Source organism: Duganella dendranthematis (assembly GCF_012849375.1).
GTDB lineage: Bacteria > Pseudomonadota > Gammaproteobacteria > Burkholderiales > Burkholderiaceae_D > Rugamonas > Rugamonas dendranthematis.
Map to the genome: position 1 here is coordinate 4,387,349 of NZ_CP051684.1, position 25,106 is coordinate 4,412,454.

Below are 25,106 nucleotides of genomic sequence, written 5' to 3' on the forward strand. Positions count from 1 at the left end.
CATGTTCCTTTCAGATTTTAGTGTCAAGAAACCCATCGCCACGATCGTGCTGATCGTCGCGATGATGTGCCTGGGCCTGATGGCCCTGAGCAAGCTGCGGGTCAACCAGAACCCGGACGTCGAAGTGCCGTTCATCGTGGTGGCGATTCCGTATCCGGGCGCGTCGCCGGAAACGGTCGAGCGCGAGATCATCAACCGCGTGGAAAAATCGCTGAACTCGATCACCGGGGTCACCGAGATTAACAGTACGGCGGCCGAAGGTTCGGCCCAGATCCTGATCAAGTTTACCTTCACCAAGAGCCTAATCGAGGCCTCGGACGAGATCCGCAACGCCATCGCGGCGGTACGCTACAAGCTGCCGACCGAGATGCGCGAGCCGATTCTGCAGCGCATCGATCCGTCGGCGCAGCCGGTGATGCAGCTGGCGCTGTCGTCCAGCTCGCAGACCCACGCGGAGATTTCGCGCCTGGCCGAAGACAAGCTGGCCGACCGCTTCCGCAGTATCGACGGCGTCGCCTCGGTGAATATCGACGGTTCGCTGAAGCGCGAGCTGAGCGTGCTGCTGAAGGCTGAGAAGCTGCGCGAATACAATGTCTCGGTGGGCGACGTGGTCAACGCGCTGCGCAACCAGAACGCCAACGCACCGGTCGGCAAGGTACGTGGCGAGCTGGACGAGAAGAGCATCCGCCTGGTCGGCCGCATCGAGCGTCCGGAAGAGTTCCAGCAGGTAGTGGTCAAGCGCAATGGCGACGAGCTGGTGCGCCTGGCGCAGGTGGCGACGATTGAAGACGGCTTTGCCGAAGTCAACAGCCTGAGCGTGCGTTCCGGCAAACCGAACGTCGGTATTTCCGTGACCCGTTCGCGCGATGCCTCGACCGTGACGGTGGCCAAGAAAATCCGCGCCATGTCGGTGGAAATGCAGAAGGAAATGCCAGCCGGCACCAAGCTGGAAGTGACCGAGGACGACGGCGAAAACGCCGAGAGCAGCCTGAACAACGTGATCGAATCGCTGGTGTTCGGCGCCGGCCTGACCATTTTCGTGGTGTACGCCTTCCTGAACTCGTGGCGCTCGACGCTGATCACCGCGCTGTCGCTGCCGACCTCGGTGCTGGCGGCCTTCATCGGCGTCTGGCTGTGCGGCTTCACGCTGAACTTCATGACGCTGCTGGGCCTGTCGCTGGCGATCGGCGTGCTGATCGATGACGCCATCGTGGTGCGGGAAAACATCGTCCGTCACATGCAGCTGGGCGCCGACCGCCGCACCGCCGCGCTGAAGGGCACGGCCGAGATCGGCATGGCGGTGGCCGCCACCACCTTCTCGATCATGGCGGTGTTCATTCCGGTGGCCTTTATGCCGGGCATTACCGGTGAATGGTTCCGCCCGTTCGCGCTGACCGTGACCTGCTCGGTGGCGGTGTCGCTGGTGATTTCGTTCACGCTCGACCCGATGCTGTCGGCCTTCTGGGGCGATCCGCCTAACCACCACGATGCACCGCGCCGTGGCATCGAGAAATACTTCGCCAAGTTCAATCACTGGTTCGACCATCAGGCCAACCGCTACGGCAATGTGATCGAATGGGCGCTGCACCACCGCCGCGCGATGGGCATCATTGCGCTGGCCACTTTCGTGGCGGCGATCGGCCTGCAGGTCAAGTTTGGCGGCGCCAGCTTCGTGCCGGCGTCCGACTGGGGCACGATCGCGATCGATGTGCGCACGCCGTCGTCGTCGTCGCTGGAATACTCGCGCCTGAAGCTGGAAAAGGCGGCGGTGATCGCGCGCGGCATCAAGGAAACCAAGGAAACCAATAGCTACGTCAACCTCAGCGGCGGCCGCATCTATGTCGACATCGGCAAGAAGACCGAGCGCAAACGCGGCGCGATCGAGGTGGCCAAGGAATTGCGCGAGAAACTGGCCGGGCTGGTCGGCGCCGAATACACGGTGCTGGACGACTTGAGCAACGGCGCCCGCAAGCCGGTGCAGATTGAATTTACCGGCGCCGACTCGCGCAAGCTGATGGAAATCACCAACGGCTTCATGGACCGCCTGCGCCGGGTGCCCGGTGCGGTCGATGTCGGCCTGTCCGAGATGGATCCGAAGGACGAGCTGCAAATCGTGCTGAACCGGGGACTGGCCAACTCGATGGGCATCGCCACCGGCGATGCGGCGCAAGCGCTGCGGGTGGCGTTTGCCGGTATCGAGGTGGGCGACTGGGTCGATCCGACCGGCGAGTCGCGCGACGTGGCCGTGCGCCTGGCGCCGGAAGACCGCACCAGCGCCGAGAACATCGAGCGCCTGCCGATTTCGGTGGTGGGCACCAATCAGATGGTGCCGCTGGACCAGATCGCTGAAGTGACGATGGGCAAAGGCCCGTCCACCATCAAGCACAAGGATGGCAAGCGCGTGATTACCGTGACCGCCAACGTCGAAGGCCGTTCGCCGGGCGAGGTGACCACCGACGCCATGAAGCTGGTCAAGGATATCGATTTCCCGCCGGGCTACGGCCTGGCGCTGGGCGGCGCCGGCAAGGACATGCAGGAAGTGTTCGGCGCCATGGGTATTGCCCTGATCGCCGGTATCGGCCTGATGTATCTGATCCTGGTCATGCAGTTCGGTTCCTTCACGGCGCCGGTGGCGGTGATGTTGTCGCTGCCGCTGTCGCTGATCGGCGTGGTGCTGGGCCTGCTGGCCACCAACAGCACCATTAACCTGATGAGCCTGATTGGTGTCATCATGCTGATGGGCCTGGTGGCGAAGAACGCCATCCTGTTGCTGGACGCGGCGCGCAAGCGCCAGGAAGAGGGCTTCAGCCGCGAGGATTCGCTGATGTATGCGGGCCGCATGCGTCTGCGTCCGATCCTGATGACCACCTTCGCGCTGATCGCCGGCATGTTCCCGGTGGCGCTGGGGCTGGGCGAGGGCGGTGAGTTCTATCGTCCGATGGCGATTGCGATCATCGGCGGCACGATCACCTCGACCTTGCTGACGCTGCTGATGGTGCCGACCTTCTATGACAGTATCGAGATCAAGAAAGACAGCGCCATCGTCAAGCTGCATCGCCGCGCCGAGCGTTTCGGCATGATTCTGGCGGTGCTGTCGATCGTGATCGAGTTCTTGTTGTTCCTGGTGCTGCTGCGCTTCGTGTTCCGCTCGATCATGTGGGCGGTGCGCAAGGTGTTCGGCAAGGATAAAAATCCGCCGGCGCCACCAGCGGAAGCCGAACGAAAGATTGCCTAAGTGTAATTATCACTTAATCACAAGAAAGGGCCTGCGGGCCCTTTTTTACGTCCTGGGTGCAGAGCAACTGCTCGGTTTCAAGGTTTTAATTAGTACTCACACTCTAACGTCTTGCCTTTTTAATTGTTTTATTTATGTAGTATGCTGCTGGCCTTCCCGTACCAAAAGGCTACGGGACAAAAAAACCATTCATAAAGCGAGACTGCTATGCAACCCAAATATCTTCCCCTGATCATCGCTGCCGCCCTGAGCGCCATTTCCGTGGGCGCCAACGCGTCTGGTTACCGTTTTGGTTCGCAGAGCGTGGCCGGCCAAGGCACGGCGGACGCCAACGGCGCCGAAGCGGCCGATGCCTCGACCATCTTCTACAACCCGGCCGGCTTGAGCCGCCTGGACGGTACCCAGATCAGCGTCGGCGCCACCGTCGTGGTGCCGCACTCGACCTACAACGACAGCGGTTCGACCCACTTCACCGGCGCGCCGACCAACGGCACCCCGGCCAACGATTACGCGCCGAACGCGGTCACCGCGCCATCGCTGTACATCAGCAAGAAGCTCAACGACCAGTGGGCCGTGGGCATGGGCTTGTTCGTACCGTACGGCGCCAAGCTGGACTACGGCAACACCTGGAGCGGCCGCTACGCGCTGTCCAACATCAAGCTGGAGTCGGTGACGCTGAATCCATCGGTGTCGTGGAAAATGAACGAACACCACGCGTTCGGCTTCGGCATCGACGCGGAATTCATGAAGGCCGAGCTGGGCCAGGCGGTGGACGTGCCAGGCTCGATCGCCGCACTGTCGAGCGGCGCCGGCGCCGCACAAGGCGCCGTGCTGATCCGTCAGATCGCTGCCCTGGGCGGCAACCCGGCGCTGCTGCGCACGGCGGGCGATGCGCACGGTTCCAACGATGGCAAGGACTGGGGCTGGGGCTTCAACCTGGGCTATATGTACACGCTGGATCAAAACACCCGTTTCGGCCTGGCTTACCGTTCGTCGGTCTCGCACCAGCTGCGCGGCAGCACCGTGTGGGACTTCTCGAAAGTAACCACCGATCCGATCGTCAACCAGGTGCTGCAGGCAGCGTCGCACAAGGCTAACTCGGCTGCGCTGGTGTCGCTGCGCACGCCGGAGACCTTGTCGGTCAACGCCTTCCATCAGTTCAACTCGCAGTGGGCCGGCATGGCCGACGTCACCTTCAGCCGTCACAACCGCCTGGGCGACCTGGACATCCAGTTCCCTGGCACCACCGAAGGCGCGGAAGTGATTCGCCAGAATTGGAAAAACACCGTGCGCGTGTCGCTGGGCGCGAACTATGCGTACAACGAAAACCTGACCCTGCGCGGCGGTATCGCGCATGATCAGTCGCCGGTGCAGAACGCCGAGCTGACCCACCCAGCGCTGCCGGACAGCGACCGCATGCAGTATTCGATCGGCGCCAACTGGAAGCTGAGCCCACGTTCCTCGATCGATCTGGCGTACAGCTTCCTGGACTTCAAGGACGCCAACATCAATTACACCAACCAGTGCAACCCGCTGGCCACCACCTGCACCGGCAACGGCGAAACCACCCGTGGCGTGTATCAGACTCACCTGTCGCTGATCGGTCTGTCGTACAACTACAAATTCTGATTTCAGGACGGGGTAAGAGCAAAAAGGGCCTGCGGGCCCTTTTTTATTGCCTGTACTGCGGACGGCATCGGCGCAACCCGCACACCGCTGCGGCCAGGGTCAGACCCCATATGGGGTCTGACCCTTTCGTCTCGGGGGCATCAGGCGGCCTTGCGGTCGCTGTCGATGGCGGGTTCGGCGTCGCTGTTGAACACCGCGATGTCGGTTTCGCCCATCACCCGGCTGGCAACCGCGCCGGCGGTGACCGAGCCGCTGACGTTGAGCGCGGTGCGGCCCATGTCGATCAGCGGCTCGATCGAAATCAGCAGGCCGGCCAGCGCCACCGGCAGGTTCATCGACGATAGCACGATCAGCGCCGCAAAGGTGGCGCCGCCGCCGACGCCGGCCACGCCGACCGAACCAATCGTGATGATCGCCAGCAGCGGGGCGATAAAGCTGAGGGTGAACGGATCGATGCCGACGGTCGGCGCAATCATCACCGCCAACATGGCCGGGTAGATGCCGGCACAGCCGTTCTGGCCGATGGTGGCGCCGAACGAGGCGGCGAAGTTGGCGATGCCTTCCGGCGTACCCAGGCGCTGGCTCTGGGTCTGTACGCTCATCGGAATCGCGCCGGCGCTGCTGCGCGAGGTGAAAGCGAAGGTCAGCAGCGGCAGGATTTTTTTGGTCCAGCGCAGCGGATTCAGGCCCAGGCCGGAAACGATCAGCAGGTGCACCACGAACATCAGCAACAGCGCGCTGTACGACGCCAGCACGAAGTCGATCAGGTGCAGGATATCGGCGTAGCTGGAGGTCGAGACCACCTGCGCCATCAGCGCGAACACGCCGTACGGCGTCAGGCGCAGCACCAGCGTCACGATGCGCATGACGATGGCGTGCGCCACCTGCACAAAGCGCTCGAACGAGGCGAAGATGTCCGGTTTCTTGTCATGGATGCCGGTGGCGGCGATGCCGATGAACACCGAGAAGATCACCACCGCAATGGTGGAGGTCTTGCGGCCGCCGGTCATGTCGAGGAAGGGATTGGCCGGGATGAAGCTCAGCAACATGCTCGGCAGCGAAATCGCCTGCGCCGTCTCGACCTTGCCTTGCAGGTAGACGCCGCGCGCGATGTCGGCCGCCGAAGCGGTCAGGCCGACCGCGCTCAGGTGGAATACCTTGGCCATCAGGATGCCGATGCTGGCGGCGATCAGCGTGGTGATCATCAGCGTGCCGATGGTGAGCGCGCTGATCTTGCCCAGCGAGTTGATGCCTTTTAGCTTGAGGATGGCGGAGATGATCGATACCATGATCAACGGCATGATGATCATCTGCAGCAGTTTGACATAGCCGCTGCCGACAATGTCGAGGTAGTCGCTGGTTGTCTTCAGTTCGGCCGAGCCGGCTCCGTAGATCGCTTGCAGCGCCGCACCCAGTACGACGCCCAGCCCCATGCCGGTGAACACGCGCACCGAAAAGGAACCGTGCTTGCGCTGTTGCGCATACAACAGGCCGATCAGCGCCAGCGCCGCCAGCAGGTTGAGGATCACATTTATCGCCATGGCTTATTCCTTACTACAATGTTTGTAACCGATCGTGCATTTTATATGTCCGCTTAAACTGTTTAGCGAATATTTGGCTATATAAGTATGCAAAATTCATCTATAGAGTGTTGTAAATTATTTTCTCTCGGCAATTAAATAAAACTACACGAAGATTGTAGGCGTACAATTTCTTTATCAATAATAGCGGAGTACAGCGTATGGCTATCGCAAACATGAAAGTTGGTACCCGGCTAGGCCTGGGATTTGGGCTGGTGCTGGTGTTGCTGCTAATGGTGGCAGTGCTGGGTGTGTTCAATATGAGCACGATCCATGCCAAGCTGGATCGCATCGTCAATGAAAACGCCGTCAAGACCGAACTAGTAAATGAGATGTCGGAATCGGTGCACATTGTTGCGCGCATATCGCGCTCGGTGGTGCTGCTGACGTCGCAAGCCGATATTCGCATCGAGCTGGAGAAGGTAACCAAGGCGCGGGCCGCTTACAACGCTGCGCAGGATCAGCTGGGCAAGATGTCGGCTACGCCCAAGGGCATCGCCATCCGCGAACGCATTCTCGGCCTGCAAAAAATTGCGCGGCCGTTCAATGATCAGGTGTTCGAGCTGGCGCTGGCCAACAAAGACGATGAGGCCACGCAAATCCTGATGAAACAGGCTGGTCCGGCGACGCAGAGCTGGCAGGAAGCCATGGATGAATATGCGGCCCTGCAAAAAGCCACCAACCAGGCCGATGCGGCGGAGGCCTCCGCTGCGTATCAGCGCGCCCGCATGCTGATGCTGGTGCTAAGCGGGCTGGCGATTGTGGTCGGCGTGGTGGCGTCGATTCGTATCGCGCGCGGTCTGCTGCGTCAGCTCGGCGGCGAACCCGATTATGCGGCGTCGATTGCCGGCCGGATTGCCGCCGGCGATTTGACCGTGGTGGTCGATACGCAGAGCAACGATAACCACAGCATGCTGCACGCCATGAAGAAGATGCGCGATGCGCTGGCCGAGATCGTCGCCGAGGTGCGCGTCGGGACCGAGACGATTGCATCGGCGTCGTCGCAGATCGCCAGCGGCAACCAGGATTTGTCGGCGCGCACGGAGCAGCAGGCCAGTTCGCTGGAAGAGACGGCGTCGTCGATGGAGGAACTGACCAGCGCGGTGCGGGCGAATAACGATAATGCGCGCCAGGCCAATCAGCTGGCGCAATCGGCATCGGCGGTGGCGGTGCAGGGCGGGGCGGTGGTGTCGCAGGTGGTCAATACCATGGGTGCGATTAACGATTCGTCGCGCAAGATCGTCGACATTATCGCGGTGATTGACGGGATTGCGTTCCAGACCAATATTCTGGCATTGAATGCGGCCGTGGAGGCGGCCCGCGCCGGCGAGCAGGGACGTGGTTTTGCGGTGGTGGCGTCGGAGGTGCGGACGCTGGCGCAGCGTTCGGCTGCCGCGGCCAAGGAGATCAAGGAGTTGATCGGCAATTCGGTGGAGAAGGTGGAAGTCGGCAGCAAGCTGGTTGAGCAGGCTGGACAGACCATGGCGGAGGTGGTGTCGAGCGTGCAGCGCGTGACCGATATCATGGCCGAGATTTCCACCGCCGGCGATGAGCAGAGCGCGGGCATTGAGCAGATCAATCAGGCGGTTAGCGAGATGGATACGGTGACGCAGCAGAATGCGGCGCTGGTGGAGGAGGCTGCCGCTGCGGCCGAGGCCATGCAGCAGCAGGCGGCCAATCTGGAGCGCGTGGTGAGCGTGTTCCAGCTGGATGGCCATCAGCGTGTGGCCAAGCCAGCGCCGGTCGCCAAACCGTCGGCAGCCAGGCTGGCGATCGCCAAGTCGGCCAAGCCCGCTGCGGCCCGTCCGGCGCCAGCCATCAGCGCGCCGGCCAAATCGCAGAAGCGCGTGACCAGCAGCGCCGGCGGTGAGGGGGATTGGGAAGAGTTCTGATCGGTTAGGCGGTCAGCCAGATGTCGAAACTGGTCGCGCCGTCGTTGGTGGCGGCCAGGCGGTAGGCGTAGCCGTGCCGGTTCAGCACTTCGCGCACGAACAGCAGGCCAATACCTTGTCCGCCTTTCTTGGTCGTGAAGAACGGCGTGAACAACTGCCGCGCCGGCACATCGCCCAGCAGGTTGCCGCTGTCGATCACCGATAGCCGCACACGGCCGGCATCCTGCGCCAGCACGAAGTCGATGCGACGATTCTCACCGGCGCCGGCCTCAACGGCCTCCATCGCATTCTTCACCACATTGAGTAGCGCTTGCTCCATCAGATGTCGATCCATGGCGATGGCCGGCACCTCGTCGCATCGCTGCCAGGCGATGGTGATGCCACGGCTGCGGCACTGTTCACGATACAGGTACAGAATGTCGTCCATGATGTCGCGCACAGCGGCTGGACGCAGCTCCGGCGCCGGCATCTTGACCACCCGCGTGAAGCGTTCGATGAACTCGCCCAGGCTGGCATTGCGCCGCTGCACCGCCAGAATCGCGGTGCTGAAATCCTCGCTGTCCCGCTCGGCCAACTGGCTGCGGTAGTACAGCAACGAATCGAGCACCGAGCCAGTGGCCGCCACGGTGTTGTTGACCTCATGCGCCAGCACGCGGATCAATTTTTCATAGGTGGCTTTTTCCGAACTCTCCAGCTCCTCGGTCAATTCCTCGACCAGCAGAAAGTGGCGCGAGAAACCGCGATCGTAGAACTGCCCGCGCTGGCCGCGATAACGGCGGCCGTCGGCATCGGTCAGCAGTTGCGAATCGCCCAGCGGCAGCGCGTCCAGCTGCGCCAGCAGGCCGACGCCGGCCTCATCAATCTCCAGCGCGCAAGCGGCCAGCGTTTTACCTTTGGCGTCGCCCAGCCCGCGCAAGGCGTGCGCGCTGGCATTGAGCAAGCTGATGCGGCCGTCGAAATCGAACACGATCACCGCGCTCGGCGTCGCCTCCAGCAGCCGGTCGAGAAAGCCTTGTTGCTCGCCGATCTGCAAGCGCTCCTGATACAGCCGGCCCAACATGGTGTTAAACAGCTGCACCAGTTCGTTCAACTCCTTGTCGCTGCTGAGCTGCAAGCGGGCGGCATAATGCTGGTCTTGCAGCAGATCGTGGAAGTGGCGCGTATAGCCCAGCGGCTCCAGCGCGCGGCGCAGCAGCCACACGCCTAGCCCCAGGCTGAGCAACACCAGCATTTCCAGCCCCAGCATCAACGGCGGCTGCGTGCGGAACAGCACCACCGTGATCGCCAGAAATAGCAGATGCGCGCCGACCAGATAGGCGTACAAGCGCCAACGCAGGCTCATGGCAGCGCTTCGCTATCCGGCACGCTGCCGAGACCATGCCGTTCGAGCCGGCGGTACAGCGCCGTGCGGCTCAAACCCAGCGCCTTGGCCACGCGCGAGATATTGCCGTGATGCTGCTCCAGCGCATGCACGATCATGTGCCGCTCCACCTGTTCCAGCGTCATGCCATCCACACCCAGCCGTTGCGTGCCAAGCGCGCCGCCATGTTCGTGCTGCTCAGCGGCGACAAAGTCGGCCTGCCGCAACTCGCTGCTGCCGACCAGCAGCAGCGTGCGTTCCAGCGTCTGCTTCAACTGGCGGATATTGCCTGGCCACGGCTGCGCGCTGAGCCATTCCAGCGCCTGCGGCGCCAGCGTGGTGGTCGGCAGGCCATAGCTGGCCGCTACCTCGCCGATGATGTGTCGCGCCAGCAGTGGAATATCGCTGCGGCGTTCGCGCAACGGCGGCAGGCGGATGGTGATCAGGTTGAGCCGGTAGAACAAATCCTCGCGAAACTCGCCGCTGGCCACCAGTTCCGCCAGTTCGCGGTTGGTGGCCGACACGATGCGCACATCGGCCTTCTCGCTGCGGCTGGCGCCGACCGGCTGATAGGTCTGATCTTGCAGCACGCGCAGCAGCTTGACCTGGTCCGAGCGATTCAGTTCGCCGATTTCATCGAGGAATAGCGTGCCCTCGTGCGCGCTTGCGATATGGCCCTTGCGGTCGCTGCGGGCATCGGTAAAGGCGCCGCGCACGTGGCCGAACATTTCGCTTTCAAACAGCGTTGGCGTGATCGCCCCCATATTGATCTTGGTGATGGGCTTGCCGGTGCGCGGACTGTTGCGGTGGATGGCGTCGGCAATCAGCTCCTTGCCGCAGCCGCTTTCGCCGAGAATCAGCACCGGCGCGCGCGTGTTGGCCACCTGGCCGATGGTGGTCAGCACCTTCAGCAGGCGCGGATGTTCGCCGACAATGCCACTGAAATCGAACTGCGCATCGAGCGCCTGACGCGAGGCGTTGCCGGCCGGAGCAGGTGCGGCCGCCTCCAGCGTGGTGCGGATCAGCTCGGCGAGCTGGGTGTTGTCCCATGGCTTGGTGAAGAAGTTGGCGGCGCCCGCCTGCATGCCGCGTACCGCCAGCGCGATCGAGCCCCAGGCCGTCATCAGCAATACCGGCGGCGCCGGCTGCATGGCGCGGATGTCGGCCAGCAGCTGCAAGCCTTCCTCGCCGCTGGTTTGCAGCGAGAAGTTCATGTCTTGCAGCACCAGGTCCACCGGCTGTTGTTCTAACAGCGCCAGCGCCTGCCTGGGGCCGTCGGCGCACAGGGCTTCGTAGCCCTGCTGCTTGAGCACCAGGGCTAGCGATACCTGTACCGCGCTGTCGTCGTCGACAATGAGAATGCGTTGCTTGCGAGTAGAGTCCATTATTTATTCATAGTGCAGCGCTTGCGTCGGACTCAGGCGCGCGGCGCGCCAGCCGGGATACAGCGAACATAGCAAGGATAGCAGATAGATCACAGCGGCCGATAGCGCCGCCGCCATCACGAACACCTGCCAGTTGAGGCTGTCGCCGAACACGCCGGTCAGCGGCAGCTGCACCAGCAGCACCAGCGCGATCAGCATCGCGCCCGAGCTCAGCAGCAATTGCTCGGCGATGATTTGCTGGTAGATGCGGCCGGCGCTGGCGCCCAAGGCGCGACGCAGGCCGATTTCCGGAATGCGCTGCGTGGTGTTTTGCCACAGCACACCGAACAGGCCGAAGGCCACCATCACCAGCAGGAAGGCGGCGATTACGCCCAGAATGATCAGCGGGATCATCTGCGATTTGAGCATCGACCGGCGCGCTTCGGACTGCGGCGTAATCACATAGTTCCAGTCGCTGCGCACCTGCTTCAGTTTGGCGTTGAGCCTGGCCTCGAACATGCGCGGCGTACCGGGCTTTAGCTTGAGCATGATGTTGTAGGCCGCTTCCTTGCCCACACCCGGCACATAGCGTTGCAGCATGAAGTAGACCGGGTCCATCAATTCGCCGTGCGAGCGGAACTGCTCCACCACCGCTGCCACGCGGAAGCGCTCCGGCGTGCTCTTGTCGTGGGTGTGTTCGATATACAGCTGGCCCACCGCCTCCTTGCCGGGGAACAGCTTGTCGGCCAGGCGGCGATTGATCACGACCGGTGTAGCGGCGGCGCCGTCATCGGCCTTGGAGAACCAGTGGCCAGCGGACGCTGTCATGTCCATGGTCTGGAAATAGTCGTCGCTGACCGCCAGTCCGTCGATATTGAGCTTATTGCTGCCGTCGGGCAGCGTGTATTCGCCGGTCCAGCGCGACATTTCATAGGTCCCGAATTTGGCGAAGGCCACCGACTCGACCTCCGGCAGGTCGAGCAGTGCGCGCTTCAGGCTGTCGAAGACGGCCGCATCGTTGGCAATGTCGCTGGCCGTGCGGATGTTGACCGACCATTGGTTGCGCCAGTTGTGGCCCGTCGGCAGCTGGTACAGTTGGTGGTAGCGCAGGCCGAAGGCGGCGATCGCGAACACCACCAGGAAGGCCAGCAGGATCTCCAGGCTGAGCATCATGTTGCGGGACTTGCGTTTCCAAATCAGTTTTAGCAGATGGCGCAACATTATGCGGTTCCTTTCAGCGCATGGACCGGGTCCAGGCGCGACATTTTCCAGGCCGGGATCACGCCCGACAGCACGCCGAACACCAGCGTAATCAGCAGACCGTAACCGAATACGGCAAAGTTCAGGTGGACTGTGAGGTAGGGAATCAGGCCCGAGCCCTCCAGCCACCACAGCACGCCTGCCGCACACAGCAGGCCGATGGCGCCGCCGATCAGGCACAGCAGCACATTTTCTAGCACCAGCTGCGCCACCAGCTGGCGGCTGGTGGCGCCGAATGCCTTGCGCACGCCGATCTCGCTGCTGCGCTCCATGATGCGGCCGACGTTGAGGTTGATCAGGTTGAGCGCAGGCAGCGCCATGAACAGCAGCATCAGCACAATGACGCCGCCGATCAGCTTGCTGGTGCCGCCGTCCTCGTCCTCGCTGCTCAACAGCATCCGTGAGAACAGTTGCAGCTTGGAGTCGCCCCAGAATTTGGTGACGTTGAAAGCGTTCGGATCATCGTACTGCACGGTCTTGGCGACCGCCATGATCTCTTTCTTCAGCGCCGGCAGCTCGTCCGGCGAGCGCGCCATCATCAGTGCGCCATACTGGCCGAACAGGCTGTTCTTGTAGTCGCTCGATGGCTGGGCGCTGATTGGCGTCCAGATGTCGGAATAAGCGTTCATGTGCATTTCATCGCGCACCACGCCGATCACGGTGAAGATCTGGCCATTGGCGCTGAACTTCTGGCCCAGGTAGGTCTGGCCAGGAAACAGCTTGCGCGCGGTCGATTCGTTCAGCACCGCCACCATGCGGCCTTGCGCCACATCGTCGTCATTGATGACCCGGCCTTGCAGCACGGTGAAGTCGAGGATCTTCCAATATTCGGCATCGGTCAGGCGCATGTCGAGGCTGCTGATCCGGCCGTCCTGATAGACCGACACGCTGCTGGGAATGCTGCTTGTCACCGACACCAGTTCGGCGTTTTTCAGCGGCTTCAGGTATTTGTCGACCAGCTTGTAGCCGAGTGTGCCGCGACGGGTGCCGCCCTTGCCGGTATGTGACGATTGCATCATGACCATTTGCACGAAGCGGTCGCTCTTGCCTTCCACGCCGGTCGGATAGAAGGTATTTTGCAGCAGGGCGGTGGCTACCAGCAGCACCATCAGCGTCAGCACGATGCACAGCAGGTTGATGGCGGTGAACAGCTTGCGGCGCATGAAGACTTTCCATGCGGTCAGCAGATAATTTCTGAACATGAACGCCCCTTACGCGACCAGTTGGCCGTCGAACACGCGCACGATGCGCGAGGCCATTTTCGCCTCCTGCTCGTTGTGGGTGACCATGACGATGGTGGTGCCTTCGCTGTGCAGCTTGAGCAGGATGTCCATCACTTCCTGGCCCATCTTGCTGTCCAGGTTACCGGTCGGCTCGTCGGCCAGCAGCACCTGCGGCTGCCCGACAATCGCGCGCGCGATCGCCACGCGCTGCTGCTGGCCGCCGGACAGCTGGTTCGGATAGTGATCCATGCGGGCGCCGAGGCCGACCTTTTCCAGTGCCTCGCGCGCCAGCCGCTGGCGCTTCTTGGCCGACATCGCGCGGTACAGCAGCGGCAGCTCCACGTTGTCGATCACGCGCAGGTCGTTAATCAGGTGGAAGCTCTGGAAGATGAAGCCGAAGGTGCTGTTGCGCAGCTTGGCCACGTACTTGTCCTTGTATGAGGCCACCGGCGTGCCGCCCACCTCGATGGCGCCGCTGCCCGGTTTGTCGAGCAGGCCGATCAGGTTGAGCAGCGTGCTCTTGCCGCAGCCGCTCGGTCCCATGATGCTGACGAATTCGGCTTTGCCGACGTGCAGGTCGATGTCTTTCAGCGCCAGCGTTTCAACTTTGTCGGTCTGGTAGGTTTTGCTGACTTTGTTCAGGCGTATCATGTTTTCCCTCTTTTTTTATTGGGCCACGCGGACGCTGTCGCGGTCCTTGTAGCGGCTGGTGTCTGAAATGATGAGATGGTCGCCGGCGCGGATGCCGGACAGGATTTCCACGGCCTTGCCATCGCTGGCGCCGATGTTGATTGTGGTCTTACGGGCGACGCCGTCACGCACCACGAAAATATCCTGCGGGCCGCGGCCGTTGAACGCCGGGCCATTGTCAGCCAGCAGCGCGTTCTGCTTCTGCTCGGTCACGATGTTGACCTCCACCCGCAGCTTGTTGCGCAGCATGGGGTGGTGCGGCTCGGCCAGCGTGACCAGCAGCTTGACGGTGCCATTCTGGATTTCCGGTAGCACCGTCTGCACCTCGCCGTTGAGCTTGACGTTGCCCTGTTCCACCAGCACTTTCTGGCCGGCGCTGAGCGCGCGCGCGTGGAAGTCGGACAGCGAGGCTTCCACCTTGTAGTTGTTGAGCTCGGAGACCTTGGCCACCAGCTGGCCGGTGGCGACACTGGCGCCTTCATCAGCCAGCAGCCAGGTCAGCATGCCGGCGAACGGCGCGCGCACCTGGGTTTGCGCCAGCAGTTGCTGCTGTTCCTGCATCTGCTTTTGCAGGATGTTTTTTTGCAGGCGCGCGCCTTCGATATTGCTGTTGGTGACGAGCTTGTTGTCCTCGAGTTGTTCGCGGGTCTGGCGCAGCTGGATCTCGTTGCGTTTGACGTTGAGTTCGGCGGTCAGCAGGTCTTCGGCGGAAGCGCCGCCGGCCTTGCGCAGCGTCTGGTAGCGGACCAGACGGACGCGGGTGGCTTCCAGGTCGAGTTGCAGCAGTTCGATGGCGCTGGTCAGCTGTTTGCGCTTTTGCTCCATCTCCAGCGTCAACGCGACGATGCGGTTTTCCTGTTGCGCCAGCTGCTCCTTGAGGGCGTCGATGGCGAGCAGCAGGGTGCGGTTGTCCAGCTCCAGCAGGAGCTCGCCGGCCTGCACCTGCTGGCCGAGCTTGGCGTGGACCTTGGCGACGCGGGTCTGGATCGGGCTCGACACCAGTTCCTCGTGTACCGGGATGACGATGCCGGAGGCGTTGATGGTGTTGGCGATGCTGCCGACGCGCACGGTGGCGATGCTGACGTCGCCGGCATCGACGCTGGGGCTGACGGCGCGATTGATGGCCCAGGCCGTGAGGCTGAGTGTGGCCAGTACGGCGGCGACCGCCAGCACGGTATTGCGCTTGCGGCGGGAGAGGGTGGCGGTGGTGATGAGGGTATCCATGCCTCTTCTATTGCAAGCCCCGTGCCATACCTTTGACGAAAGGAGAAAGCTAGTGAAATCAAGGCGCTAAGCTGATCCGGCCATCCACCGCCGCGCGCGCACGTTGCCCGTCTCCGCTCACACCCGTCCGGAAACGGACACCTTTGAGAAAGGAGAGCTTATGAATACCCTTCAATTCATCGCCTGGATCTTCGTTCACATTGCCATCCCCATCTTCGCACCGATTGCCTTGCTGCCGTTTCTAGCGATAGGGCGTTCTGAACCGTCCAGACTTATGGTGATATCGACGCTATTTACCACCGCTTCGGCTGTGCTGTTTGGCTTCGCACATTACCTGATCGACTTTAGCTAATGGAGGCTGTCATGAGCAGATTGCTAGACGCGTTTTTCGAGTATGTCGCGGTGCGCAAGCAGCGGGAGCGCATGATGACGTGGATTGGCGTTACCTGCATGGTTATCGCTGTCAGCTATGCCATCGCTGTTGTCGCCTACGTCAACCTGCGCTAGCTCCGCAGCCGAAGCGATGTGGGGATTTACCAACAATTGATCTATGCCAATGTGTTAGGGTGGACCCCACGCGCTTCGCTCGTGGAGGAGACATGCATATCAAGATGCTTGCTACGTTGCTGTTGGCATACCCGCTGTTGGCCCAGGCCGATGAGAAAGACCAGATCGTCACCGACCGGCCGGATTTCGTCGAATCCAGTAACGTCGTCGGCGCCGGCCGCTTCCAGCTCGAAACCAGTTTCGCGCTGGACCGCAACAAGGCCAACGGCATCAAGGAACGCAGCTATTCCACGCCAACCCTGCTGCGCTTCGGCCTCAGCGATACGGTGGAAGCGCGCATCGAAACCGATGGCCGCATGCGTGTCGTTACCGACGACCTCAACACCGGGCAGCACGCCACCGAAAACGGTTACGCCGACGTCTCGGTCGGCGTTAAATGGCATGTGGCCGATGCGCAGGGCTCACTGCCGTCGATGGGGGTGCTGGCCCACGTCGACCTCGACAGCGGCTCCAGCGCCTTCCGCGCCACCGGCAAAGGCGGCTCGCTGCGTCTGGCTGCAGAGTGGGAACTGCCGGAGGACTTCAGCCTCGGCGTCATGCCCGGCATCGCCTGGCAGCATGACGATAACGGCGCGCGCTACAGCAGCGGTATCTTCGGCATCGTGCTCGGCAAGGAGTGGAACGAGCGCTTCCGCAGTTTCATCGAATATTCGGCGCCACAGATCGCCAGGGGCCGTCACGGCGGCAGCGTCACCACCTTCGATATCGGCGCGGCCTATCTGCTGACCGACCTGGTGCAGGTCGATACCGCGCTGTCTCGCGGCCTCAACAAGAATACGCCGGACTGGAGCTGGACGGTGGGACTGTCCATTAAATTCTAAACAGGAGAGCTCATGCGATTGACCATCAAGCAGCGCTTGTTGTTGATGAACCTGGCGACGCTGGTGTTCGTCAGTCTGGTGGGACTGGTAGGCTATTACGCGGTGCACGTGCTGGACGGTTCGATGGACGCCATCAGCACCAATAGTTCGGCGATGAAGGATCAATTGCAGGCCGATCAGGCACACGATGCGCTGCGCGCCGATGTGCTGGCGGCCCGGCTGGCGTCTGGCAAGAACGATCCGGCCGAAATCAAGGAAGTGCGCCAGGATACGGCCGAGCACATCGCGCTGTTCCGCAAGCTGATCAAGGATATGGACGGCGCCAGTACCGACGCCGAGGTGCGCCGCGCCATGGACCAGGTGCGGCCGGACGTCGAGCGCTACCTGAAAAGCGCCGAGCAGATGGTCGAGCTGTCGCTGACCGATCCGCCGGCCGCGCAAACCAGATTCCCCGCGTTTATGGACAGCTTCCGCGTGCTGGAGAAAAGCATGGCCGCGCTGAGCGACCTGATCGAGAAAAATTCCGAGGCCACCAAGGCGGTCGGCGATGAAGCGGTGGTCAAGTCGCGCATCCATATCATTGGCTTTGGCTTGCTGGCGGTGGTGGTGTCGCTGGTGGTGGGGCAGATGATTTCGCGCTCGATCCTGACGCCGCTGGGCGAGGCGGTGGACTTTGCCGCGCGCGTGGCCAAGGGCGATTTGTCGTCGCAGATCGCCGTGTCGGAGCAGGATGTTACGGAAACGGGCCAGCTCAAACGCGCCTTGCGCGAGATGAACGATAGCCTGCACGGCATTGTCAGCCAAGTGCGCGGCGGCACCGATGCGATTGCGCTGGCTTCCGGCGAGATTGCGGCCGGCAATATGGATCTGTCGGCGCGCACCGAGTCGCAAGCCAGTTCGCTGGAAGAGACCGCGTCCTCGATGGAAGAGATGACGTCGGCGGTGCGGCAGAATTCCAATAATGCGGGAGAAGCCAACACGCTGGCCTCGTCGGCGGCAGCCGTTGCCACGCGCGGCGGCGAGGTGATGGCGCAGGTGGTGACCACCATGGGCAACATCAACGCCTCGTCGCAGAAGATTGTCGACATCATCGCGGTGATCGAGGGGATTGCGTTCCAGACCAACATCCTGGCGCTGAACGCGGCAGTGGAGGCGGCGCGCGCCGGCGAGCAGGGACGCGGGTTTGCGGTGGTGGCGTCGGAAGTGCGCGGCCTGGCGCAGCGCTCGGATGCGGCGGCCAAGGAAGTGCGGCAGTTGATCGAAGCGTCGGCGGCGCAGGTGGGGGCGGGCAGTGCGCTGGTCGGTCAGGCCGGCGGAACGATGGAAGAAATCGTCTCCAGCATCCAGCGGGTGACCACGATTGTTGGCGAAATCGCCACCGCCAGCCGCGAACAGGAGATGGGCATCGATCAGGTCAATCAGGCCATCGGCACCATCGACAGCGCTACGCAGCAGAATGCCGCGCTGGTGGAGCAAGCCGCCGCCGCCGCCGGCGCGTTGCAGGAACAAGCAGGCCGCCTGGCCGACGCCGTTAAAGTTTTCCGTCTGGGTAGTTAAAAAAACAAGGTAAGCTTGGCATTTTGCTTACCTTGGTGGAGACGCATGACTATAACGACAACGACTTCCAGGTTGGATGTGATCGACGCACTACGTGGCTTTGCCATCGTGTCGATCATGCTGTTACACAATATTGAGCATTTCGATTTCTATTTTGCCCCGGCAGGGCTCCCGGTCTGGCTGAAAACGGTCGACAAGGCGATCTGGGACAGCCTGTTTTTCCTCTTCGGCGGCAAGTCTTACGCCATCTTTGCGCTCCTGTTCGGCGTCACTTTCTATATTCAGTATCACAACCGCGAACGGCGTGGCGAGGACTTCCGCGCCCGTTTCGCCTGGCGGCTGGTGTTGCTGCTGGCGTTTGGGTTGTTCAATTCGATGTTTTATCACGGCGATATCCTGAGTATTTACGCGGTGCTGGGATTGACGTTGATACCCGTAGCGCGTCTCAGTAATCGCTGGGTAGCGATTATTGCGGTGGTTTTATTGCTGCAACCGTATGCATGGTGGGAAGTATTCCAGGCCTTGCCGAATCCGGATGAGAAATTGCCCGATCCGGCATCGTGGGCTTATTTTGGTCGGGCCAATGATTATTTCGCCCATGGTTCGGCCTTGCAGGTTTGGACCGGCAATCTCACCAATGGAAAAGTCGGCGTGATTCGCTGGAGTTGGGAAAATGGCCGCATATTCCAGATTCCCGCTTTATTCATGCTGGGTATGCTGGCGGGCCGCAAGGGCTTATTTAGCGATCCATTATTCTGGCGTCGCGCACTACTTATTGCGGTAGTCCTGTTTATTCCATTTTATGCGCTCAAGACCTGGCCGGAATTATTGGGCGTAGGCGAGGCCGTGCGTCGTCCGTTGCTGGTGATTATTACCTCGTGGTCCAATGTGGCATTCATGGTGGTGCTGGTATCGGTGTTTGTGCTGCTATTTTATTCGCTGCGCTGCCTGATGTTCTTTTCGCCGCTCGGCCGCATGAGTTTAACCAGCTACGTGGTGCAATCGATTATCGGCACCTCGATTTATTATGGTTTTGGATTAGGCATGTATCAATATACTGGCGCCAGTTTTGCGCTGGCCATCGGCCTCGTGCTGGCGCTGGTGCAACGGCAGTTCAGCGTGTGGTGGCTGGCCAAGCATTCGCAGGGACCGCTTGAATCCGTGTGGCACAAGCTGACGTGGCTCGGCAGCCATGCCAGGAATTAGCGCGAAGACACCAAAATTCAGCTTGCAGAGGGCGTATCGTCGGGATCGGTCCAGACGATGCGTCCATGGCCGGCTTCGTTCAAGCGGATAACGAGCGCGTCGGCGGTGGTGTCAGGGAGATTGAATTCAAACTGTACGTCATTGGCATGTAGAACATTATTCAGTTCGGCGCCGGCTATTTCAATTTCGCGGCGCACTAAACCTTCCATGGCATACGGTGCGCTGCAAATTAGAAAACGCTGTTTGATAATGGCGATTTTCTCGGCCTTTAATAAGGCTTGTGCCACGCTGTCGGTATAAGCGCGCACCAGGCCGCCGGCGCCTAATTTAACGCCGCCGAAATAACGCACCACGGTGGCTAATACGCCTTCCAGATCTTGGTGGCGCAATACATCGAGCATGGGACGGCCTGCGGTGCCGCTCGGTTCTCCATCATCCACTGCCGCCGATTGACCGCCGGCTAATAATGCCCAGCATACGTGGGCGGCGCCGGGATGCTGTTCCCATAATGCCGCGACGATTTTCTGCGCACTGGCACGATCGGTCATCGGCTGAACGCATGCAATAAAGCGGCTTTTTTTAATCAGCAGTTCGTGATGAACGGCGATATTGATTGTCTGAGGCATGGGATTTTTCTGGCGAGACCGCGATGTAAAACCGCCGTATGGTGCCAGAAATCAGAGAGCGGCGCCATGTGGCTGGCGCCTGCGCGGTATAATCCGGGCCGAGCTCACCCATCTGATATGCCATGACAAAAGCCTCCGCCCCCTTCGTTTTATCCGCCGACGGCGACCCGGCGGAGGACGATGACCTGATGCGCCAGCTCGGCCTGACCGAGCGCGGCATCGCGCTGTCCAAGGCCGAGGGCAGGGTGTTCCTGCGCATCAGCGGCGTCGTCAAATACGGCGACCGGCGCGTGGCCTACGACCTGGTGCCGGCGCAAGGTGTGCTGGCCAAGTCGTCCAAATGGCGCAAGCTGGATGAGGACACCCGCTCCGGATTGCTGCTGGAACGCGCCAGCGAGGAAGTGGCGTCCGAGTTGCACGGCTACGTCAGCGACTTCGTGCAGGAGTTGGCCGACGCCTGCGACGATTGCGATATGGACGCCGAACCGTTCCTGCAGGCGCTGAATGACATGCAGATCTCCGAGCCGGCCGGCATGGTGTTCGACCGCATCCGCCTGCGGCTAGAGCACGCGGTCGAGCGCGATATGGAGGAGCAGCACGCCGAACGCACCCGCCAGAGCATCAATCTGGCCGAATATCCGGCTTCGTTCGACCTCGCGCGCCGCATCAAGCGCAAGTTCATCGCGGTGCTGGGACCGACCAATTCCGGCAAGACTCACCAGGCGATCGAGGCGCTGGCCAAGGCGCCGAGCGGCGTGTATCTGGCGCCGCTGCGTCTGCTGGCGCTGGAAAACTATGAACGCCTGCAGGAAATGGAGCAGCACGGCAAGCCGCTGAAGGTCAGCCTGGTGACGGGCGAGGAGCGGCGGCTGGTGCCGGGCGCTACCCACGTCGCCAGCACGGTGGAGATGCTGGATACGCAAACGCCAATCGACGTGGCGGTCATCGATGAAATTCAGATGCTGGCCGACCGCGACCGCGGCGCCGCCTGGACCGCCGCCGTCTGCGGCGCGCCGGCACGTATCGTCTACCTGGTGGGGGCGCCGGAAGCGCGGCGCGCCATCGAGGTGCTGGCGGCACGGCTGGAATGCGAGCTGGAGGTCCACGTCCTCAAGCGCAAGGGGCCGCTGACGATGGAAACCAACGCCGTACGCAAGCTGAGCGGTCTGCGGCGCGGCGATGCGGTGATCTGTTTCTCGCGCCGCGAAGTGCTGATGTGGCGCGATATGGTGACCGAGATGGGCCTGTCTGTCGCCACGGTGTACGGCAACCTGTCGCCGGAAGTGCGGCGCGCGCAAGCCCAGCGCTTCCGCGAAGGCACAGCCGACGTGGTGGTCGGCACCGACGCCCTCGCCATGGGCCTGAACATGCCGATCGCGCGCGTGGTGATGACCACCACCGTCAAGTACAACGGTTACGAAGAGGAAGAGATTCCGGCCGCATTGGCGCGCCAGATCGCCGGCCGCGCCGGCCGCTTCGGCGTGCACGAGGAAGGCCTGGTGGCCGGTTACGACAACGAGACCCACAATGTGATGCGCTCGCTGCTGCGCGAGAAGCCGGTGCCGCTGAAGGCCACCGGCTTTGCCGTCGCGCCGACGCTGGAGCATCTGCACCGCATCTCGTCGGTCACGCATGAGCATGGACTGGCCAAGCTGCTGAAGCGCTTCGTCCACAACATCGATGTGCCGGACGGCTTCTTCTATCCGCGCATCACCGAAGAGCAGTTCGAGCGCGCGGCCTGGCTCGATACCTTGCAGCTGTCGGTGGCCGAGAAATTCGCGCTGTCGCTGGTGCCGATTTCGTCCAAGGTGCCATCGTTGCAGAACGCCTGGGAGACCTGGGCCAAGGCGCTGGCGCACAAGAAGATCACGCCGCTGACTGCCAACGACCGGCCGCTGCATTACATGAACCTGCAGGAAGTGGAAGACGCGTGCCGCTTGTATTCGGCTTACGCGTGGCTGGCGTATCGTCAGCCGGAATACTTCCCGGACACCGAGCTGGCGCAGCGCCTGTCGCGCGAAGCGTCGGAGCGGGTCGATTCGATCTTGCAGGAGCAGAACTCGGCGGCGCGCAAACGCCAGCCGCGCAAGTTCCGCCGCTAGCCATGGACGCGGAACGCTGCCCCTTGTGCGGCCGGGTGCTGGGGACGGTCAATATCGACCGCCATCACCTGGTGCCCAAGACCTTCAAGGGCAAGGAGCAGTTTCCGATCCATAAAATATGTCACCGCAAGATCCATTCGGTGTTCACCGAACGCGAGCTGCTGCACAGCTACCACACCTGGGAAGCGCTGCGCGCGCATCCGGATATCCAGACTTTTATTGCCTGGGTGGCCAACAAGCCGGCCGGCTTTTACGTGCGCACCGACACCTCGGCGCGCAAGAAATCACGCTAAATGCTATCTGGTGCGTTTCTCGCGGAAAAATTCCCACGCCGCTTCGGCTGTTTCCAGATCGGCGTTTTGCAGACCGGTTAGCCAGTTGATGAAACGTGGATAACGCTTGAGGCGACTCGGTTCCGCATGACCGGCGCCGTCGATGCGGTACAGACCGACCTGGAGGTGGTCCGCCGCCTCGCCCCACATGTAGCGGGTGACGCTGGTGCGGCCTTGCGGGTCGCCGACCGGAAGTTTGACCACTACCGGCGTATCCGGCAGACCGGCCAGTTCGCGCCACACCTGCACGCTCTCTTCGATGCTTCGTACCGGCTCGGCAAAGCCGAATGCATACCAGGGTTTGCCGCCGTGATAGCGGATCAGCGGGTCGGCCGTGCAGCCAAAGATCAGCGCCGGCAGCGGCGTGCTGGGCATGGTGATGCGTCCGGGCGGCGGCATCCCGGCCAGTATGACTGAGAACGCCGCCAGCTTGTGCGGGAGTGCGATGGCGGCAGCGTACGCCATCCAGCCGCCGCGCGACACGCCGATCAGGTAGACGCGGGTCGGATCGACATGGTGGTGGTTGATCGCGTGCTCAATGAGGGCGTCGATGAAGGCCACATCATTTTTGCGCGCCACGCGCTCGTCCGACGCAAAGCAGTCGCTCCAGCCGCCGTTGCCGGCATCCGGCGCGATTACCACCAACTGCTCACGCGCCGCAATGTTCAGCCATAGCGACAGCGGTGACGGAGGAAACGCCAGCCCCAGTACCTGCTCAGCCGATGCGCCGGCACCATGCAGCACGACGATCAGCCCACGTCCGCCCGGCGTTCCCGCGGGCGGAGTCACCACCAGATAACGGCGGGTGCCTTCCGGCCGGTCGAGTGTCGCGGACATCGGCACCAAGCTGGCCGGGTTGCTATGCTCGTCAACGCCGATATCGCTATCCATCCGCTTCCTTTTTTTATCAGTGGCGGAAATTATCACCGACATTTGAACAGCTGCAAACAAAAAAGCCCACGAACCGAAATTCGTGGGCTTTTTTGATGAATCTTGGTAGGCCGTGCGGGATTCGAACCTGCGACCAACGGATTAAAAGTCCGCTGCTCTACCAGCTGAGCTAACGACCCAAGGGCCAGCATTGTACCGGCTGGCGCGCGAAAGTTCAAGCAACAGTGGAATGTTGGCAGGTTAATCATTAGTTGCTGAATTGTTTCGGGCGACACTGATCGGTCAACCTCGGCTATCATATCGGCCTGCTATAAAAATAAGCTGAATTTATCAGCAAGTTGACAGCAAGGAATACGAATGAATGTAGTTACAGACCCGATGCCTGGCCCGGTGAAGCCGGCCCCGTCGCAGTTTGGCTTGATTAATCTGTTGAAAGCCGGGGCGGCGCAATTGATCGTGCTGCACCATCTGGCGTTTTATGGCCCGATGTCCGATCACGTCCGTCTCATTTTCCCGGCCCTGATCGACTGGCTCGGCGGCAGCGCCCGCATTGCCGTCCAGGTATTCCTGGTCATCGGCGGCTTTCTTGCGGCCAAATCGCTAGCGCCGTCCGGCCACGCCGGCTATGGTCAGCCGCTGCGCGCCATCTGGCGCCGCTACACCAAACTGGCGCCGGCATTTTTCGCTGCGACGCTGATCGCCGCCGTGGCCTCGTCGTGGGCGGCGGAATGGATGACCCACGATTCGATTTCCGCCCCCGCCACGCTGAGCCAGCTGGCCGCGCATGCGCTGCTGCTGCACGGTGTGCTGGGCTACGCGTCGGTGTCGGCCGGGGCCTGGTATGTGGCCATCGACTTCCAGTTGTACGCCTTGCTGGTGCTGGCGCTGTGGGTCGGCGGCATCGTCGAGGGCCGGCGGCCGGTGACCTGGCTGATGCCGATGGCCGCCGCAGCGGGCGTCACGCTATCGCTGCTGTACTTTAATCTGGATGCCGATTGGGACAACTGGGCGCCGTACTTCTTCGGCAGCTACGGTCTCGGCATCATGGCGTGGTGGGCCAGCGATCCGCGCCGCAAGCCGGGCGTGGCGGTAATGTTGATGATGATGGCGCTGTTGCCGGCCGTGGCCGGTCTGGCGCTGGAGTTCCGCAGCCGCATCGCGCTGGCGGCCGTGGTGGCGTGCGCGCTGTTCCTGTTTGGCCGCGTCAAGAGCACCGACCAGGGTCGCGCATGGAGCGTGGTCCACGGCATGGGCAAGATCTCGTACTCGGTCTTCCTGATTCACTTCCCGGTGTGTCTGCTGGTGAACGCCGCCTTCACCCGCTTCGCGCCGGCTGAACCGGCATGGCAGCTGCTGGGCATGCTGGTGGCGTGGGCTGCCAGTCTGATGGCCGGCGCGGCTTTCCATCGCTGGGTGGAAACGCCGCTGAGCCGCATGATCAATGCGTTGGGTGAGCAACTGGCGGTGCGTGATGTGCATATGCCACGGCCGTTGCCTGTGCGCACTAACGGCGTGTCGTTGCGCTAAGAGGAGGTTGCTGAGTTATA

The 25,106-nt window shown here is 61.9% G+C and carries 20 protein-coding genes and 1 tRNA gene; 11 read left to right on the forward strand and 10 right to left on the reverse strand.

Annotated features, from left to right (window positions below; genetic code table 11):
* Position 1 precedes the first annotated feature (1 nt).
* Positions 2 to 3,235, forward strand: coding sequence for an efflux RND transporter permease subunit (locus tag HH213_RS20060; protein WP_110849891.1), 3,234 nt, complete (start codon positions 2 to 4; stop codon positions 3,233 to 3,235).
* 207 nt (positions 3,236 to 3,442) lie between these two features.
* Positions 3,443 to 4,864 carry an OmpP1/FadL family transporter gene (locus HH213_RS20065; protein ID WP_169113404.1) on the forward strand — a complete coding sequence of 474 codons (1,422 nt, stop codon included), beginning with the start codon at positions 3,443 to 3,445 and terminating at the stop codon, positions 4,862 to 4,864.
* Between the two features lie 140 nt (positions 4,865 to 5,004).
* Here HH213_RS20065 and HH213_RS20070 read toward each other — a convergent pair whose 3' ends face one another.
* Positions 5,005 to 6,405 (reverse strand): L-cystine transporter, encoded by a 1,401-nt coding sequence (locus tag HH213_RS20070; protein WP_169113405.1) that lies wholly within the window; start codon positions 6,403 to 6,405, stop codon positions 5,005 to 5,007.
* Positions 6,406 to 6,605: 200 nt separating this feature from the next.
* Here HH213_RS20070 and HH213_RS20075 point away from each other — a divergent pair, with 200 nt between their 5' ends.
* Positions 6,606 to 8,336 (forward strand): methyl-accepting chemotaxis protein, encoded by a 1,731-nt coding sequence (locus HH213_RS20075; protein WP_229263075.1) that lies wholly within the window; start codon positions 6,606 to 6,608, stop codon positions 8,334 to 8,336.
* A gap of 4 nt (positions 8,337 to 8,340) precedes the next feature.
* Here the strand turns inward: HH213_RS20075 and HH213_RS20080 are convergent, their stop codons facing one another.
* The 6 genes from HH213_RS20080 to HH213_RS20105 are packed head-to-tail and all read right to left on the reverse strand — an operon-like array spanning position 8,341 to position 15,457.
* Entirely contained in the window at positions 8,341 to 9,678 is a 1,338-nt protein-coding gene (locus HH213_RS20080) for a sensor histidine kinase (RefSeq protein WP_169113406.1), read from the reverse strand.
* Complete coding sequence (locus HH213_RS20085) at positions 9,675 to 11,081, reverse strand: sigma-54-dependent transcriptional regulator (RefSeq protein WP_169113407.1); 1,407 nt, start codon at positions 11,079 to 11,081, stop codon at positions 9,675 to 9,677. The genes HH213_RS20080 and HH213_RS20085 overlap by 4 nt, the downstream gene beginning before the upstream one ends.
* Positions 11,082 to 11,084: 3 nt before the next feature.
* Complete coding sequence (locus tag HH213_RS20090; RefSeq protein ID WP_229263076.1) at positions 11,085 to 12,233, reverse strand: ABC transporter permease; 1,149 nt, start codon at positions 12,231 to 12,233, stop codon at positions 11,085 to 11,087.
* 47 nt (positions 12,234 to 12,280) lie between these two features.
* Positions 12,281 to 13,522 carry an ABC transporter permease gene (locus HH213_RS20095; RefSeq protein WP_169113409.1) on the reverse strand — a complete coding sequence of 414 codons (1,242 nt, stop codon included), beginning with the start codon at positions 13,520 to 13,522 and terminating at the stop codon, positions 12,281 to 12,283.
* A 9-nt stretch (positions 13,523 to 13,531) separates the two neighbouring features.
* Complete coding sequence (locus HH213_RS20100) at positions 13,532 to 14,194, reverse strand: ABC transporter ATP-binding protein (RefSeq protein ID WP_110849884.1); 663 nt, start codon at positions 14,192 to 14,194, stop codon at positions 13,532 to 13,534.
* 15 nt (positions 14,195 to 14,209) lie between these two features.
* Positions 14,210 to 15,457 (reverse strand): efflux RND transporter periplasmic adaptor subunit, encoded by a 1,248-nt coding sequence (locus tag HH213_RS20105; RefSeq protein WP_169113410.1) that lies wholly within the window; start codon positions 15,455 to 15,457, stop codon positions 14,210 to 14,212.
* A 160-nt stretch (positions 15,458 to 15,617) separates the two neighbouring features.
* On the opposite strand from HH213_RS20105, the gene HH213_RS20110 reads away from it, so the two are divergent.
* The 5 genes from HH213_RS20110 (at position 15,618) to HH213_RS20130 (ending at position 19,608) form a co-directional block, all read left to right on the forward strand.
* A complete protein-coding gene (locus tag HH213_RS20110) occupies positions 15,618 to 15,809 on the forward strand; it encodes a hypothetical protein (protein ID WP_110849882.1) in 192 nt (63 codons plus the stop codon).
* Between the two features lie 11 nt (positions 15,810 to 15,820).
* Entirely contained in the window at positions 15,821 to 15,964 is a 144-nt protein-coding gene (locus HH213_RS20115; RefSeq protein ID WP_169113411.1) for a hypothetical protein, read from the forward strand.
* A gap of 92 nt (positions 15,965 to 16,056) precedes the next feature.
* The gene (locus HH213_RS20120) at positions 16,057 to 16,845 is read left to right on the forward strand and encodes a transporter (protein ID WP_169113412.1); all 789 of its coding nucleotides are present in this window, start codon (positions 16,057 to 16,059) and stop codon (positions 16,843 to 16,845) included.
* A 12-nt stretch (positions 16,846 to 16,857) separates the two neighbouring features.
* Complete coding sequence (locus HH213_RS20125) at positions 16,858 to 18,402, forward strand: methyl-accepting chemotaxis protein (RefSeq protein WP_169113413.1); 1,545 nt, start codon at positions 16,858 to 16,860, stop codon at positions 18,400 to 18,402.
* Positions 18,403 to 18,447: 45 nt separating this feature from the next.
* A complete protein-coding gene (locus tag HH213_RS20130; RefSeq protein ID WP_169113414.1) occupies positions 18,448 to 19,608 on the forward strand; it encodes a DUF418 domain-containing protein in 1,161 nt (386 codons plus the stop codon).
* 17 nt (positions 19,609 to 19,625) lie between these two features.
* On the opposite strand, the gene HH213_RS20135 is transcribed toward HH213_RS20130, so the two are convergent.
* Entirely contained in the window at positions 19,626 to 20,234 is a 609-nt protein-coding gene (locus HH213_RS20135; protein WP_169113415.1) for an IMPACT family protein, read from the reverse strand.
* A 122-nt stretch (positions 20,235 to 20,356) separates the two neighbouring features.
* On the opposite strand from HH213_RS20135, the gene HH213_RS20140 reads away from it, so the two are divergent.
* Together HH213_RS20140 and HH213_RS20145 are read left to right on the forward strand one after the other, a co-directional pair.
* Positions 20,357 to 22,336, forward strand: coding sequence for a helicase-related protein (locus HH213_RS20140; RefSeq protein ID WP_169113416.1), 1,980 nt, complete (start codon positions 20,357 to 20,359; stop codon positions 22,334 to 22,336).
* A 2-nt stretch (positions 22,337 to 22,338) separates the two neighbouring features.
* Entirely contained in the window at positions 22,339 to 22,629 is a 291-nt protein-coding gene (locus tag HH213_RS20145) for a hypothetical protein (RefSeq protein WP_110849876.1), read from the forward strand.
* A gap of 3 nt (positions 22,630 to 22,632) precedes the next feature.
* Here the strand turns inward: HH213_RS20145 and HH213_RS20150 are convergent, their stop codons facing one another.
* Positions 22,633 to 23,559 (reverse strand): CE1 family esterase, encoded by a 927-nt coding sequence (locus HH213_RS20150; RefSeq protein ID WP_169113417.1) that lies wholly within the window; start codon positions 23,557 to 23,559, stop codon positions 22,633 to 22,635.
* Between the two features lie 103 nt (positions 23,560 to 23,662).
* Positions 23,663 to 23,738 (reverse strand) — tRNA-Lys (locus HH213_RS20155).
* A gap of 178 nt (positions 23,739 to 23,916) precedes the next feature.
* Between HH213_RS20155 and HH213_RS20160 the strand changes: the two genes are divergently transcribed.
* Positions 23,917 to 25,086: an acyltransferase family protein gene (locus HH213_RS20160; protein ID WP_229263077.1), complete on the forward strand. Its 1,170-nt coding sequence runs from the start codon at positions 23,917 to 23,919 to the stop codon at positions 25,084 to 25,086.
* Positions 25,087 to 25,106 lie beyond the last annotated feature (20 nt).